The 15,955-nt window shown below is 47.6% G+C and carries 15 protein-coding genes; 8 read left to right on the top strand and 7 right to left on the bottom strand.

Going from position 1 to position 15,955, the window contains the following annotated elements:
• Nucleotides 1-3: 3 nt before the first annotated feature.
• Nucleotides 4-1,038, top strand: coding sequence for a phage tail-like protein (locus HWI92_RS13400; protein WP_204655882.1), 1,035 nt, complete (start codon nt 4-6; stop codon nt 1,036-1,038).
• A gap of 2 nt (nt 1,039-1,040) precedes the next feature.
• Here HWI92_RS13400 and HWI92_RS13395 read toward each other — a convergent pair whose 3' ends face one another.
• Both HWI92_RS13395 and dinB read right to left on the bottom strand, forming a co-directional pair.
• Entirely contained in the window at nt 1,041-3,995 is a 2,955-nt protein-coding gene (locus HWI92_RS13395; protein WP_204655880.1) for a DNA polymerase III subunit alpha, read from the bottom strand.
• Nucleotides 3,996-4,106: 111 nt separating this feature from the next.
• A complete protein-coding gene (gene dinB / locus HWI92_RS13390) occupies nt 4,107-5,336 on the bottom strand; it encodes a DNA polymerase IV (protein ID WP_204664542.1) in 1,230 nt (409 codons plus the stop codon).
• Between the two features lie 128 nt (nt 5,337-5,464).
• Here dinB and HWI92_RS13385 point away from each other — a divergent pair, with 128 nt between their 5' ends.
• Nucleotides 5,465-6,232, top strand: a complete 768-nt coding sequence (locus HWI92_RS13385; RefSeq protein WP_204655878.1) for a LexA family transcriptional regulator — start codon at nt 5,465-5,467, stop codon at nt 6,230-6,232.
• Between the two features lie 5 nt (nt 6,233-6,237).
• On the opposite strand, the gene HWI92_RS13380 is transcribed toward HWI92_RS13385, so the two are convergent.
• Nucleotides 6,238-6,630: a type II toxin-antitoxin system VapC family toxin gene (locus tag HWI92_RS13380; protein ID WP_204655876.1), complete on the bottom strand. Its 393-nt coding sequence runs from the start codon at nt 6,628-6,630 to the stop codon at nt 6,238-6,240.
• Nucleotides 6,631-6,890: 260 nt separating this feature from the next.
• Nucleotides 6,891-8,672 carry an ABC transporter ATP-binding protein gene (locus HWI92_RS13375; RefSeq protein WP_204655874.1) on the bottom strand — a complete coding sequence of 594 codons (1,782 nt, stop codon included), beginning with the start codon at nt 8,670-8,672 and terminating at the stop codon, nt 6,891-6,893.
• 243 nt (nt 8,673-8,915) lie between these two features.
• On the opposite strand from HWI92_RS13375, the gene nusB reads away from it, so the two are divergent.
• From nusB to coaE, 6 genes are all read left to right on the top strand, one after another.
• Nucleotides 8,916-10,082 (top strand): transcription antitermination factor NusB, encoded by a 1,167-nt coding sequence (gene nusB / locus HWI92_RS13370; protein ID WP_204655872.1) that lies wholly within the window; start codon nt 8,916-8,918, stop codon nt 10,080-10,082.
• A gap of 87 nt (nt 10,083-10,169) precedes the next feature.
• Nucleotides 10,170-10,472, top strand: a complete 303-nt coding sequence (locus tag HWI92_RS13365) for a YtxH domain-containing protein (protein ID WP_204655870.1) — start codon at nt 10,170-10,172, stop codon at nt 10,470-10,472.
• Between the two features lie 8 nt (nt 10,473-10,480).
• Nucleotides 10,481-10,921: a DUF1573 domain-containing protein gene (locus HWI92_RS13360; protein WP_204655869.1), complete on the top strand. Its 441-nt coding sequence runs from the start codon at nt 10,481-10,483 to the stop codon at nt 10,919-10,921.
• 34 nt (nt 10,922-10,955) lie between these two features.
• Entirely contained in the window at nt 10,956-11,267 is a 312-nt protein-coding gene (gene yajC / locus HWI92_RS13355) for a preprotein translocase subunit YajC (protein ID WP_204655868.1), read from the top strand.
• Nucleotides 11,268-11,468: 201 nt separating this feature from the next.
• On the top strand, nt 11,469-12,083 hold the full coding sequence (locus tag HWI92_RS13350) for a YbbR-like domain-containing protein (protein ID WP_204655866.1): 615 nt from the start codon (nt 11,469-11,471) through the stop codon (nt 12,081-12,083).
• A gap of 12 nt (nt 12,084-12,095) precedes the next feature.
• Nucleotides 12,096-12,695, top strand: coding sequence for a dephospho-CoA kinase (gene coaE, locus HWI92_RS13345; protein ID WP_204655864.1), 600 nt, complete (start codon nt 12,096-12,098; stop codon nt 12,693-12,695).
• On the opposite strand, the gene HWI92_RS13340 is transcribed toward coaE, so the two are convergent.
• From HWI92_RS13340 to HWI92_RS13330, 3 genes are all read right to left on the bottom strand, one after another.
• Entirely contained in the window at nt 12,692-14,413 is a 1,722-nt protein-coding gene (locus HWI92_RS13340; RefSeq protein ID WP_204655862.1) for a DNA polymerase III subunit gamma/tau, read from the bottom strand. The genes coaE and HWI92_RS13340 overlap by 4 nt on opposite strands.
• A 38-nt stretch (nt 14,414-14,451) precedes the next feature.
• Nucleotides 14,452-15,258, bottom strand: a complete 807-nt coding sequence (locus tag HWI92_RS13335; protein ID WP_229247920.1) for a glycoside hydrolase family 16 protein — start codon at nt 15,256-15,258, stop codon at nt 14,452-14,454.
• A gap of 174 nt (nt 15,259-15,432) precedes the next feature.
• Nucleotides 15,433-15,906, bottom strand: coding sequence for a DUF6934 family protein (locus HWI92_RS13330; protein WP_204655858.1), 474 nt, complete (start codon nt 15,904-15,906; stop codon nt 15,433-15,435).
• Nucleotides 15,907-15,955: the final 49 nt, after the last annotated feature.

Here is a 15,955-nt window from a genome sequence, read left to right as displayed (position 1 = left end):
ACTATGAAATTTCGTGAAATGAGCTTTACAAAATGCAGCTTATCCAATGTCGTCCGCACTTGTTTTTGTGCCGTAGCCCTGGCAATTACTGCATCTGCTTCACAAGTTTTTGCCCAGGGCGTTGGAATCAACACCACCACGCCCGATCCCAGCGCAGCCCTTGAGATCAAAGCCAGTGACAAAGGGATATTGATTCCCCAAGTTCAGTTGCAAAGTCTGATCGATCAGTTCACGATCCCGGCGCCAGCACATGGCTTGCTGGTGTATCACATGGGCAACAATTTGGGAGGTAAAGGTTTTTTCTATAATTCAGGTTTGTCTAACGGACCCGTCTGGAAGCGTGTTGGTGAACTGACTTACCCCTACTACCACGGTGGTTCCGAAGATGTGCTTTTCAATCTTGAAAACTACAAGCAAAATTCAACTACCATCCGGGCATACAGCATCTTAGGCAATGCATTGGAGGTAGCAGGCGGACTCAAAATTGCCGGCCCCGGCCAATCTCCGGGATTAGGGAAAGTGCTGACGAGCGATGCGCAGGGAAATGCGAAGTGGGAGGGTGAAATTGCATTCAGGGCCGGTGGAATAGTAAATGGAGGCAGCGAAAAGATGACAATTAACTCGAATACCAAAATACCTTTTGCTATCGAATTTTACGACGTAGGCAATAATTATAATGAAGCTGATGGTAATCCACACAGTACTTTCATAGTTCCAGTATCAGGAATCTATCATTTTAGCGCTCACGTGTATAGCTACTTTGATCAAAATTCTGATCAAGGAAATGCAAGTTCCGGGCTTATCCTTGTCAAAAACAGTGGCGGAGTTGAAAAGAATCTTGCATCTAGCTATTCTACTAATGCTCCAATTACTCTTGGCTGTACATTAAATATTGCGACAGATGTGTCTCTAAGTGCTGGAGATCAAGTGTATCTTAAATTCACATATTCAGGTAATCCCCAAACTCCTTCATATCAATTGTTACAAACCAATGCTGAATTATCTGGTTTTACAGGAAGGTTAGTGATGAGAAGGTAATTTTACCGACTAGCCGAATCCATCCTCACCACATCCCTCACCTCCACCGTCAAAAAGTCAAACTCTTCCACTACCACGCCATGAATGCGAAAGACACCTTTACCGGCGAACTTAAATTTGCCGGCGACTTGGGGGAAGTGGACGGTGTCGATGAACTGACCTTCCTGGTCAAGGAAAGTGCCGAATTGCATATGACTGCCCTGAGATGTGCGGGTATTTTTGATCGCTACCAGATACCCGTACATCACCACTTCCCGGCCCACATACTTGTGCAGGTCTCTGGACATAATGCTGCGGGGTAGTGGATATTTGAGCAGCTCGAAAGGACTACACAAAGGAAACCCAAGTAGTTCGATCTGATCATACGCCTCATCAATTGCCGACGTATGTAAGGTCGGCAGCTTGTACTCCTTTACTTCGGATTTAAAAAGTTGTTTTTGAGGCAACTTCGCAGGCGATTTGCTCAGCCTGAAATGCGCCTTCCAGAGTAATGCCTTTTTATCAATTCCCGTAAACCGGAATGCATTGATCCGGATCAGTATCGTGAGCTGCTCAACGGTAATGGTAACCCGGTCGAGAAAGTCGTTCAGGGACTTGAACATACCATTAGCTTCCCGCTCCTGAATAATGTTTGTTATTATTTTTTCTTCTAATCCGCTCAGGAACTGCATGCCGATGTAAATGTCCGCACCTTCAATGGTAGCCTCCGCACGGCTATGGTTTACGCAGGGAGCCAGTACGTTTCCACCGTGCATTTGTGCCTCGTGGATGTAAAGTTCAGTTCCGTAAAAACCTCCACCATTATTCAGTACCGCCACCATGAATTCCAATGGAAAATAGGCTTTCAGGAAAAGCGTTTGGTAGCTTTCCACTGCGTAGGAGGCCGAGTGCCCTTTTGCAAAAGCATAGCCCGCAAAGCTGGCAATCTGCGTCCATATAGCCTCAGCAGTCTTGGTTTCATAGCCTTTGGCGCGGCAGTTTTCAAAATACTTTCGTTTAACCCGCTCGAACTCCTCCCGCCCTCTGAACTTCCCGCTCATGCCCCGGCGGATCACATCTGCCTCTCCCAGGTCCAGCCCGGCAAAGTAATGCGCCACCTTGATTACATCTTCCTGGTACACCATAATGCCATAAGTATCCTGCATCAGGTTCAGGAGAACCGGATGGGCTTCATTGCGCCGCTCGGGGTGACGATGCCGGAGAATGTACTCCCGCATCATGCCACTCTTGGCTACACCAGGCCGTATGATAGAGCTCGCTGCAACAAGACCCAGGTAATTGTCAACTTCCAGTTTTTTGAGCAGCATACGCATGGCTGGTGACTCTACATAAAAACACCCAATGCATTGCGCATTTCTGATCAGGTTGTTGATCGCCGGATCTGTTTTAAACTTTTTAACATCATCAATATCAATGGACGGGGCTTCCGGCCGGTTGTACCGGATGATGTCGAGTGTCTCCTTGATCTTTGCCAGGCCACGTTGTGCCAGGATATCATATTTATTCAGCCCCACATCCTCAGCAATGACCATGTCGAACTGTGTGGTCGGAAAACCTTTGGGCGGCAGGTCAGTTGCTGTAAAATAGGTGATGGGTTTTTCCGAGATCAAAATTCCCCCGGCGTGCACACTCAGATGGTTGGGTACTTCTTTTAACTCCTTGGCATATTTCAGTACCAGCGTGGTAAGCTGATCAGCTTTTTGCGGATCATACCTGCCTTCGCTCAATGCATCTATTTCATGCGGCGGCAATCCGAAGACCTTCCCCAGCTCCCGCACGGCACCGCTATGCTGAAAAGTATTGTAGGTAGCCAGCAAAGCTGCCTGGCCGTTCTTACCATACCTGTCGAAAATGTATCGGGTTACCTCTTCCCGGTCACGCCATGAAAAATCAATGTCGAAATCGGGCGGATTCTTGCGGTGAAGATTGATAAAACGTTCAAAGTACAAATCCAGCTCAATGGGATCCACATTGGTAATCTGCAACAGGTATGCAATAATACTGTTAGCGCCGCTGCCTCGGCCTACATAGTAAAATCCTTTGTGCAGGGCATAGGATACGATATCGTGGTTGACCAGGAAAAAAGGCACAAACTGCTGTTGCCGGATCATGTCCAGCTCCTTGCTGATCCTGTCAAAGATTTCGTCGGTCACCAGATCATAGCGATTGCCCAGCGCCTGGTAGCTCAGTGACCTCAGTTTTTCAAAATCCTCCTGCTGACTTCTACCAAATACACGCAGGTTCTGGTGTTCGCGGTCATCTCCGAAGCCAAAGCGCACCTCGCATTGCTCCATGAGCTTCCTTGTATTATGAATAAGGAAATCGGTATTGCGAAAGTGATATTCCAGTACCTGGGCAGGCATCATCTGCTCGGCCTCGTCGGCAGTTTCGGATACCGGAAGTTTGCTCAGGATTGTATTTCCATTAATCGCCCGGAGCAGCCGATGCGTGTTAAAATCCCTTTTATGCCGGAAAGTAACTGGTTGCAAAATCACGAGCTTGTCTTCTTTGGCGGAAAATCCTGAAAATTGCAGCTTACCCAGGTCGCCCACCGATATTCCTACAAATTCATTGAGGCCCAGACGTTTGTTTTTAAGTTGTTTTATTTTTTCAAAAGGATAAATAAAGAATGCGTTTTCAAGCGCAGGGGCTTTATCGGGAAAGTCTTTTTTATGGTGCAGGTGTTCAGTCAGGTACATGTTGAGCTCCTGGAAGCCTGCATTGTTTTTGGCAATGCCGACGAATTGTTGCCGAACCCCATTTCTGAAATCAATGCCGACCACAGGCCTCACGCCATACCTTGGCGCAGTTCTGATGAAGTTCAGGCAGCCGGAAGTATTGTTGATGTCGGTCAGGGCAATGCAGCCATATCCCTGCTCACTGCTCATCCTGAGGAGTTCTTCCTCAGGTATAATCCCGAATCTAAGGCTGAAAAACGAATGACAGTTGAGTAGCATTTCTTGTAAAAACAAACTTTGTACTTACATCAGCCGACAGCGCTTTGGGGCGTGTGCAAAGCTGACAAAATGGATGCGGCCTGGTAGTATTGATACTGGACCGCCGGATTCCTAAGTATTGCGGTGCGCGGGAACAACAGGCGGCTCTCCATTGAAAGGGTTTCCAATGCTGGCAATATTGGGGATATCAATCGTGGTACCCCAGCTCAGAATGGAGTTGCCACGCTTGTCGGTGCCGTATTTGTTGCGGATATGATCCATGGCCTGGTAAAGGTTCATCAGCTCGGCAGTATCATCAAACAGGTTGATTTGGTAATTGCCGGTCACCAGATCGCTGAAACTGACACCCACGAGCCGTACCATCATCCTGCGGTTGTAAAGTTGTTCAAACAGGCGCTCGGTTTGGGGAATAAGCATGTGATCCGCTGATGTGTACGGTATTTTCAACTGGCGGGAAAAGGTGTTAAAATCCGAGTACCGGATCTTGACGGATACACAGGAAGTAAGCTTATTGCCATTCCGCAGCTGATAAGCCAGATTTTCAGCCATCGCACGGATCATTTCGCGCATTCTTTTCACATCGCCGGTATCCTTGCCAAAAGTGCGCTCATTGGATATTGACTTGCGTTCATGAAACGGAATGATAGGGGAGTTGTCGAAACCATTGGCCCGGTTCCAGAGCAAAGTCCCGTTTTTTCCGAGCACTTCCGTCAGCATTTCCACCGGCATATCCTGAATTGTCCGTACGTATTTTACGCCCATATTGTACAGGATCTTGTCGGTTTTATCACCTACCATCGGTATCTTCCGGATGAGCATGGGCGCCAGAAATGATTTTTCTTCTCCCACACCCACTTGCCGGTGATTGTCCGGTTTGGCTTCGCCTGTCGCGACTTTTGAAACAACTTTGCTGGTCGAAAGCCCGAACGAAATGGGCAGGCCGCTTTCGTTTTTGATCTTCGCCCGCAGCTCCGTCGCCATTTTGTAGCTGCTGTAAAACTTGTCCATTCCCGTCAGGTCGGCATAAAACTCGTCGATACTGGCTTTTTCGAATACCGGCACCGCCTCCTGTATGATCTCTGAAATCACCTTTGACTCCTGGGAATAAGTACCTGCATCTCCCCGGATGACCGTAGCCTCGGGACAGAGCACACGCGCCATTTTCATGGACATGCCCGAGTGTACGCCAAATCTGCGCGTTTCATAGCTGCATGCTGCCACTACACCCCGGTCGCCCGTCCCGCCCACAAGCACAGGTTTGTCTTTGAGACTTGCATTGTGCTTGCGTTCTACCGATACAAAGAATGTATCAAGATCCATATGAAGTATCGTGCGGTCCATCATGCTTGGAATTTTTGCCTATTACTGGATTTATTCCAAAATTATGGATCATTTCCATATCAAAAAAGGATTTTCTCCAAAAAAGTTTTTACCTTTGATTAATAGTGCATGAATCCTCTTTTTTAATTATGGCAGTTGATCAGGAGTTTAAACGTTTTAAGCAGATCAGGGAAGAACTCAACCTTACGCAGGCGGCCTTTGCCGAGGAGCTCGGGATTTCCACGACGACTGCGGACATTGAGCGGGGTAAGACGAGGATACCGGGGCAGGTAGTGAAAGAGCTGCTCAGGCGATATTACATCAATCCGCTCTGGCTTTACGGCGACAGTAGTCAGAAGTACCTGAATATGGACAAAGTGCCTGTACAACCCCGGGTTGTGACCGTGGATCAGCTTGGCAAGGACAACATTGTACTGGTAAATGCGAAAGCAGCTGCGGGCTACCCGCACAACATTGGCGACGCTCAGTGGTTTGAGAAGCTGCCTGCGTTTTCAATTCCTCTGCCTGAGTACCGGAATGCTTCCTTCCGCGGATTTCAGGTGGATGGTGACAGCATGTTGCCGGTGCTGCAATCCGGCGAGTGGATCGTGGGAAAAGCCGTGGAAGATTGGTCGGATATCAACAACAAGCAGATATACGTGGTGGTAACTGCGGACAGTATTCTGGTTAAAAAGGTCAATAAAACGGAAGATGGACTGTCGGCAGATCTGATCTCGCTCAACTTTGGCTATGACCCGATAAGGGTGAGCCGTGACGATGTGCAGGAGCTCTGGGCAGTCAGCAGTAAGTTTACATTTGATCTTACTGACAATGCACAAAATGTAAGCTTACAGGGCATTTACCAGGAAATGAAGGTCCTGCGCCAGGAGGTAAAACGCGCGATGGAGCGGAATTGAGGCCGCTAAATCAAAAATGGATTAAGTACCTGTAAGTTTTCTATGGACCTGAAATCGCGAACATTGGCAGTAAGGAGTGTAAGTCCATATACACATGCCGTTGCAGCAATAACAGCATCAGGTAATTTGATCCGGCAGGACTTACGCAAATCGGCAGTTTTTAGCTTGATATTTTTTTCAAGTTCCACAACCGTACAGTCACTCACAAATTGATGGATCAAATTAATATCTTGTTGTGAAGCGGTTTTCCAACAATACAGTTCAATTTCTGTAATCACAGATATAACAATTTCGAATCGATCGACAATATCATCAATTAATGCCTCAGTAGCGGGAGGAAATTGTTGTTGCAGATAATATATAGCTGTATTGGTGTCCCAGAGGTATTTTACTCCCATTCGTTTCGGAGTTCATTTAACTGACTCTCGATCAGAACAAGAGGTTGCCTGGACATAGCACCTTTATACTTTTCCCTGAAACTATGGGGAGTGCCGGAAAGTGAAAGTTTTTCTGACTCGTGAACCCTGATTAGCTGTTGACGCTCCAAATCCATAAGCAGGCTCATAGCATGCTCATTGAGTACATCAACGGTGACGGTTTGGGACATGGTGTGTGAATTAAAGTTCGATTCAATTTAGGTAATTTTTGTAAAAATCACCTAAACCTCCTCCGCAATCAGCTGTTTTTCATACAGTTCTTTGTAGGTAGCATTGAGGGCCATGAGCTCGGCGTGCGTTCCCTGCTCTACAATGCGGCCTTCGTCCAGAACCACAATCCTGTCGGCGAGCTTGGCAGATGATACCCGGTGCGATATGATCACCGAAGTCCGGTTTTCCATAATGCGTTTCAGGTTGTTCAGGATAATGTTCTCGGTATTGGTATCCACAGCCGAAAGGCAATCATCAAGTACGAGTATCCTTGGATCACGTGCAATGGCGCGTGCAATGGATAAACGCTGTTTTTGTCCCCCTGAAAGTGTTATACCACGCTCGCCCAGCATGGTCTCGAAACCACTCGGAAAGTCCATGATGTTTTTGTACAAATCAGCATCTTTGACCGCCTGCTCCACGCGCTCGAAAGGCATATTCAATGTTCCGAACCGTACGTTGTTTTGGATAGAATCAGAAAAAAGGAAAACATCCTGGGGTACATACCCGATTTGGCGCCGGAATGCATGCACATCGTAGTCCTTCATCGGAATACCGTCAATGCGGATTTCGCCGCTGGTAGGATCGTAGAGGCGGCAAAGCAGGTGTGCCAGCGTACTTTTTCCGGAGCCGGTTGTGCCAAGAATGGCCACGGATTCTCCTGATTTTACATCCAGATTAAAGTCCTGCAAAGCATGGATACCCGAATCCGGGTACACAAAGTTTACATTTTGGAAAGTAATACCGCCTGCAATGCTGTGGATGAGGTTTTTATCCGAAACAAGCGTAGTTTTTTCATCTAAAAACTCATTGATACGTCCCTGCGAGGAAGCTGCCCGCTGGATCTGGCTGGTTGTCCAGCCAAGCGCCATCACCGGCCAGGTAAGCATATTCACGTACAGGATAAATTCGGTAATGTTTCCTGCTGTAAGGTTGCCGCCAATAATCTCCTGACCTCCTACATATATGATCAGAATGTTGCTCAACCCGATCAGAAGCAGGATAATGGGATAGAAAAAAGCATCCACCATCGTCAGGTTCAGCGATTTGGTCTTGAAGTCTTCTGCTTCTTTCCTGAAATTGGAAAATGAATGGTCTTCCTGTACAAATGACTTGATCACCCGGATGCCCGAAAAGGCTTCCTGTACAAACGTCGACAGCCCGGAAAGTTGCTTCTGAATGGCCTGCGACCGTTTCATGATCATGCTGTTAACAATGTATACGCTCAGCGACAGCACCGGCAGCGGCAGCAGTACATAAAACGTCAGCTTCGCACTAACGGAAACCATATAAGAGATAACCAGAAAAAACAGCACAATGAGGTTCATGCCATACATCAGCGCCGGACCCAGATAGATGCGCACATTACTCACATCCTCAGAAATGCGCGCCATGAGGTCACCCGTATTATGGCGGCGGAAAAAGCTTGCGGGAAGTGTCTGGTAGTGGCTGTAAATATCATTTTTCAGATCAAACTCGATGTGCCGTGACATCACAATGATCGTCTGCCGCACCAGGAACAGAAAAATTCCTTTCAGCAGAGCCATCACCAGGATCAGTAATCCATAGAGCAGGATGCTGAATGCAAAAATATCATAGACGCCGGTCTGAAGACCTGTACCATTGAAGAGGTAATATACGTCCAGGGTTTCAAGTACCAGGTCGAGTGCATACCGTACGAGCTGGGCCGGTATGATCCCGAAAAGATTTGAAATGATGGTAAAAACAGTACCCAGAATAAGGTACCATTTATATTTCCAGAGGTATTGATTTAAATACTTTAATGCTTTCAACCCGGTACAGGACTTTACTTGTTAAGCTGTAATCTGACGTATTTTTAACCAACAACACGTGCCTTCAAAACGTTGCAAAATAGAAAGGCGGTGTTTTCAATTTTTAGTTTCTGAACAAAATAGCCTAATTTTGAAATTATTTTTACACAAAAATGCGGGGTACAACGGACCGGTAGCCTTGCCTGAAATGCAAAGTCGTTCTTTGATTTACTGTACCTTTTTTGACAAACAAGTATCCGGCATATGCTGAATAGAAGATTACTTAGGACCAAGGCAGTGCAGGCTCTGTATGCCCGGCAACTCACAGCAGATGCCAATCGTCTGCTTGCATTGGACCACATTGAAGAAGCCTTTGCGCCCGACCTCAACTCCATGGAACCGCAAAACCGTCCGGAGCTTGCCGGCATGAAACGCCTTGCCGACATTGCACTCGACGAGCTCATCCGGGATGGTAAAACCGCTGACGATCAAGAGCTTCCCGACAAAGTTTTGAAGGTGGCACGCAGTGCGTACGAGGCTTACAGCCGTCAGACCAAGATCGATGGTGAAAAGCTGGTCCGCAGGGTACTGAACGAAACCGAATCCATTTACACCGAGTTTATCCGGGTGCTTTCCCTGCTGATTGAGCTCGCCCACCAGGCCCGCATTGACCGTGAACGCCGGTACGACGATCCCGAGGCACCTTTTCCCAAGGAGTCGGGACTGAATGATAACGGTGTGATCAAGGTACTTGTAGCGGACAGTGCATTGCAGGACGAGATCATCCGCAATGGAATAACCTGGCACAATGAAATGAACCTCGTACGTAAAATTTACCGGGAGGCATTGCGGAAGGATGAAGAGTATGAGAAGTATTGTAAAACAAAGTCACATACAACCGAGGAAGACCAGGCGATCATTCAGCATATCCTGAGGCAGGTTTTACTGAAACATGAAGTGCCGCTGGATTATTTTGCTCAGCGCGACCTCTACTGGGATGACCATAACGAGTTGATCCGCAGTCTGGCGATCAAAACACTCCGTTCCGCCGATTTTCCCCATACTTTCCAGCTTGCACCATTTACCAAGGATTGGGAAGAAGACAGGGAGTTTGTGGAAGACCTTTGCCGCATTGTTGTTGAAGAAAGTGACCGTTACGACAAATACCTGGAAGATCAGCTAAAAAACTGGGAACTGGAACGTGTCGCACTGGTAGACACCATTATCCTGAGAACCGCACTTGCCGAGCTGATCCATTATCCGGGTATTCCGGTGAAGGTGACAATCAACGAGTTCATCGAAATTGCAAAAAGGTACAGTACCCCCAAAAGTGGTAAGTTCATTAATGGTGTGCTGGACGTACTCTCCGTAAAACTGGCAGCAGAAGGCATTATCCGGAAGAGCGGACGGGGCCTGATTGATAATAAATAGCGGGTCTTAGTTCGTTACAATGGAATAGTTTTTGAGAACTTGGCGGTATAAGACGGAGGTACAACAGCTAAAATTTTTAAAAAGAATATGAGTAAGTCAGGAAGAAATCTGATCGCATTTATAACCGGCTGTGCCACAGGTGCTGCTTTGGGAATACTGTATGCGCCGAATAAGGGAGAAGTGCTGCGCACGCAATTAACATACCGGCTTTCCAAGTATCGCGAAAAGCTGGACGAGGTGGTTCAGGATCTTATCGACAAGCGTGACCAGCCTAATAATTTTACAAAAACAGAAGGAGAGCGTGTGGTAAACGATGCCCGCGAAAAGGCTGAAAAGCTGCTGGAAGACGTGGATCGCCTGATGGCCCAGATTAAAGGTCAGGCCCATTGATGGACAAAATGAAAAAAAGATCTGCTTTCGTAATGCTCGCAGCAGCGCTGGCATTTGCGGGCTGTTCAAAAGTTGATAATAAGAACGAAGGAAAACAGGCAAATTCAAAAATGCCTGTTTTTGCTTTGATTGATAGTGCATCTTATGATTTTGGGACCATTACTGAGGGAAAGGTAGTGGAGCACGACTTCCGGTTCCGGAATGATGGCGAGTATCCGCTGATCCTGAGCAATATCACATCTTCGTGCGGCTGCACCACGCCGGAATGGCCGAAGGAACCCATCGGTCCAAACCAGACCTCAACGATCAAAGTCCGGTTTGACAGCAAGAACAAATCAGGGCCTCAGGTAAAAACAATTACGGTGTATGCCAATACCGAACCGGCTTATTCCGAACTCCGGCTACGAGGGATCGTCAATGCGGCAGCCAAAACAGAGTCAAAAAAATAACCTACCTTAACAAGTATTATTAACGTACGCAACAATGAAATCCTTTATACTAGCACAAGCAGCAGCAGGCGGTTCACAAGCCATGATTTACCAGGTAGTTATGTGGGTAGGGATCATCGGTGTATTTTACTTTTTTATGATCCGCCCGCAGCAGAAAAAGCAGAAAGAGCAGAAAGAACTGCTGACGAATCTGAAAAAGGGCGATCAGGTCGTTACCATCGGAGGCATTCATGCGCGCATTTACACGGTTGAAGAAAGCACGGTAACGCTCGAACTGGACAAAGGCGTGAAGCTGACCGTCGAAAAATCGGCCATTTCCCGGACTGTGGCAGCGGCACAAGCTTAGGCGGTATGCCGGGGTGATATGTGACTGCAAAAGGTTTTGATGTAAAAGAAAAATATTACTTTTCTGGCTGCATAAAATACTTGTTTGAATTTGCCCCGGGCAAGCCTAATTTTTCATTGCATTGTGAGTAACGTTTCACCAAACCCAAGCAGAATCAAAACTTTCATCGGGTGCTTTCTCGCAGCCTCATTCTTTTGGTTGATGAATGTGCTGAATAAGGACAATTATTCAATCAAGCTGAACTACCCGCTGGAAATCGAATACGACCAGAGCGCGTTTGTGCCGATGCAGCCGCTTCCAAAGCGCATCTCGGTCAATGTGTCCGGCGATGGCTGGAACCTGCTGCAAAAGTCGTGGCTCAGCTTCAATGCCAACCCTGTGAAATACAAGGTACTTAATCCCAATGAGGCGAGCTTTATAAATTCCACCACACTCACCGACCAGATTACGGAGCTTTTTCCCAACCTGCATGTCAACTATGTGGTGGCTGATACCTTTGAACTCAATTTTGAGCGGAAGATCCGGAAAATTATTCCGATCCGGGTGGACAGTACGAACATCAACGTGCGGGATGGATATGTAATTTCGAGCATTATCAACGTCAGCCCCTCGCTGATTTCGGTGGACGGCCCTGCGTCCCTCATCCGCAATTACCCGGACACGATCCGGATTGCCGTACCTACTCCGAAGATCCAGAACAACTACGACGAAAGTGTGCCCATTCCACTGCCAGTTTCCCCGCTGGTGGAAGTGAGCCACCGCGATGTGTACATCAGCTTTGAAGTAGCCCAATACCTCACCGAGCCACCACAGTAGCTTTTCAGGCTTATGTCAAAACCGTTGCAGATAGGAGTTACCGGAGGGATAGGTTCGGGCAAGAGTATCATTTGCCGGCTGTTTTCCTGCCTGGATATTCCTGTTTATGGTGCCGATGCCCGCGCCAAGTGGCTGACCAACCATCATCCGGGTATCCGTGAGCAGGTGACCGCGCTGCTCGGGACAGCCGCTTACGATATGTCGGGCAGGTACGATACAGCATATGTTGCTTCAAAGGTTTTTAAGGATGAAGTTTTGCTTCAAAAGCTGAACAGCATCATTCATCCCGTCGTCATGGAAGATACGGCGCAGTGGGTACGTGCCAATGCAGCCTATCCTTACCTGATCAAAGAAGCCGCGATCATGAATAAGGCCGGTGACGGCAATACGCTGGATTATGTAATTGTAGTGGAAGCGCCCGAAAATTTACGCATCAGTCGTATTCTCATGCGCGACCGCAGATCGGAAGAGGAGATCCGGGCCATTATCCGGCGACAGGTTTCTGACGATCAAAGAAGAAATATGGCCGATTTTATCATAAAAAACGATGACGTCACTGCGCTTATTCCGCAGGTAATGCACCTGCACCGGTACTTCCGGTCAAAAACCTAAAAGTCGACATCCAGGCCAAGCGCCTGTTTTAATTCCAGCAGAAACGGGTTTTTTTCAGCCATATAGTTGAACTTTTCAGCCGGCGTGTAGGGCAGGCGGTTGACTTCCTGCGGTGCAACCCGGGCAGTAATATCAAGCCGGGGCACATTGATGCGGCTTTTGAGGTAGCTCAGCAGGTCATACCGCACATGCTGGATCGCATCGAGCTGGGGATCATTGTCCAGCGCAATTTCGATCTGAGTACCTTCGAGCTTAAACTCACGGCGCAATGCAATTTCTTCAGTTGTTGAGTTTCCGGCTGCCCGTCGCTGCTCGGCAAAGTCAAACCAGGCGCGCTGCAAGTTTTCAAATGTCAGTTCTTCCTTTCTTACTCCTTTTTCAAACTCACTGCTATTCCCGTTTTTTACGGCAGCAGGCTGACTTTGGGGAGCAGCTGGCGGTGGTGATAAGGATAGCGAAACCGTATTTTTCAGGCGGGAAGGAGCCGCTTGCTGCGGTTGTACCTGCTCCGCTTTCTCATTAACCCGGGACTCTGCTGCAGGTGCGGTATTCAGAGGCTGATCGGGCTCAACTTTTTTTTTTGCCGTTTCATCAACGGCTGTAAGTGAATCAAGTTGAAGTAAATCGGGCAGACTGGCAAGCTTCATCAGGCAAAGCTCCACATGCAGCCGCTGGTTCTTGGCGGCTTTGTATTGAATATCGCATTGTCCCGTAATGCTCAGTGCCGAGAGCAGAAAGCTCATGTTGGCTGCGGCCGACTGGTCGAGATACTTCCGCTCGGCAGATTCCGAAACCTGTAAAAGCGAGACCGTAGCAGGATCCTTGCAGACAAGCAGGTTCCTGAAATGTTCGAGCAGGCCTACTACAAACAAGTGTCCGTCAAAGCCTTTTCTTAATATCTCGTCGAAAATAATGAGTGCCCGTGAAATACTGCCGGCCGTAAGCGCATCCGTGATTTTGAAATAATAATCATAATCCAGGATATGCAGGTTGTCGAGCACCGCCTGGTAGGTAAGGCGGTTGTCTGTAGAAAAAGTTACATTGAGATCAAACATCGACAATGCATCGCGAAGCCCCCCGTCAGCCTTCTGGCCGATCAGGTCCAATGCTTCTTTTTCTGCATCAATGTCTTCCTTTTGGGCGATATCAGCTAGGTGATGCGAAATATCTTTGGCCTGTATGCGGTTAAAATCAAAGATCTGGCAGCGTGAAAGAATAGTCGGCAGGATCTTGTGCTTTTCAGTAGTAGCAAGGATGAAAATCGCATAACCCGGCGGTTCTTCCAGCGTTTTAAGAAAAGCATTGAAGGCAGCCTGCGAGAGCATGTGTACCTCGTCAATGATGTAGATCTTGTATTTGCCGGTTTGAGGCGGGTACCGCACCTGATCAATCAGATTGCGGATATCTTCCACGGAGTTATTGGAAGCCGCATCCAGTTCATGGATATTGAAAGAAGCGTTGTTTTGGAAACTCACGCATGATTCGCATTCGCCGCAGGCCTCCACGTCGTCGCCGAGATTCTGGCAGTTGATCGTTTTGGCGAGAATCCTTGCACAGGTCGTTTTGCCGACACCCCTGGGCCCGCAAAAAAGAAAAGCCTGGGCCAGGTGGTTGGTACGTATTGCGTTTTTTAGGGTGGTAGTAATGTGTGATTGCCCTACCACCGAGTCAAAGGTAACAGGGCGGTACTTCCTGGCCGAAACAACAAAATGATCCATGATGCAAGATACTCCCGTGCACTGGATTTTCAAAGTCACTAATGTTGCTCCAAAGGATACACGCGAACGTAGTCCACCTCCATTTTTTGTGGGAAAATGCTGTCATCAACACCCTTTTGCCCGCCCCAGTTACCACCTACGGCTACATTGAGGATCAGGTGAAAAGGTTTGTTAAAAGGCCACTCCGGCCAGCTGTATCCTGCCTCCTTCCGGAACGTAAAATAGGCTTTTCCATCCATGAGCATGGTCACGGACTCGGGTGTCCATTCACAGGAATAAATATGAAAGTCATCGGAAACACCGGCAGCTGCAATGTTGTTGCCTTTGTTGGTTTTAATGCTGTGGTTGAATGCTTTTGTATGAATGTTGCCGTGAATGCGGTTCTGGTCAAAACCTACATGCTCCATAATGTCGATCTCGCCATTATCGGGCCAGCCTTTGTTTCCGTAATCATTGCTGCTGGCGAGCAGCCATATGGCAGGCCAGGTACCCCTGCCTGCTGGCAACTTGGCCCGGATCTCAAATTTGCCGTAAGTGAAGTCTCCTTTTCCTTTGGAAATCAGTCTGGCAGAGCTGTATTCCAGCTTCCCTGATTTTTCTTTGATGGCAGTGATATTCAGACTGCCATTTTCTACCCGGGCATTTTCAAGATGGTCCGTGTAATTCTGAAGCTCGTTGTTGCCCCAGCCGTGGTCACCCATCACAAAGCTCCATTTACTGGAATCAGGCTTACCGGCATGTTCAAACTCATCGTGCCAGACAGGATTGACACCGAAGGTGTATTTAGGCCTGGAAGCGGGCACCGTGGCTGGCTGCGAACAACCCGAAAAGGTTGTATACAGCATTAACAGGACCGTTAAAGGAGCATTAATGTTGTTTCTCTTCATGTGCTTTCTCGCAAAAAGACTTCATTTCCGACAGATCAGCAGTTCGCAGAAAGCTATTCACATTGTCCAGTTTTTTCTGTACAATCTGTTGGCCCGTATGAGGCTTGGGAGGCGGGGATGGTGTTTTAGTCTTCATTGCCTTTGCATAAAAAAGATTGTGTAGTCAATATCTGGCTCAAACAGGTAAACTTTCTTATTAATACCTCCATAAACACGCCAGCTTTGAGACAAGTTAAACAATTCTCTATTTAATACAATCTGGTATAGCCGATGCCTGCGTAGGTCGCTGCCCTGAAACGCAAGGATTGCGCCCCGGTTTTTATTAGTAAAGTCAAGCATGATGCGGTAAACAGTTGCAAGTGCCTTTCTGAAATCCTTATTGTCGGGCTGGGAAAGGTCACTCAGCATTCCGTTTTCAAGCAGGTCCAGCAATGCGAGGTTGAAAATACCGGGGTTTTCAGTCTGGGTTATCAGCACTACTTTTCTCACCTCCTTTTCCTGACTGGTACTTACAAATTCGTACCGAAACTCGTGGTGCGAGAGCGCAAAAGGGTAGGAATTTTCATTCATCGGATTCGGAAAGTGTGTGTGGACAAAGGCTGTCAAACATAGTAATTTTTATTTTTGCAAAAAGGTACTTGCGTGCTCGTCCCGG

It is taken from the genome of Dyadobacter sandarakinus, assembly GCF_016894445.1.
In the GTDB taxonomy this organism is placed as follows: domain Bacteria; phylum Bacteroidota; class Bacteroidia; order Cytophagales; family Spirosomataceae; genus Dyadobacter; species Dyadobacter sandarakinus.
This window is presented reverse-complemented; position numbering and strand designations above follow the sequence as displayed.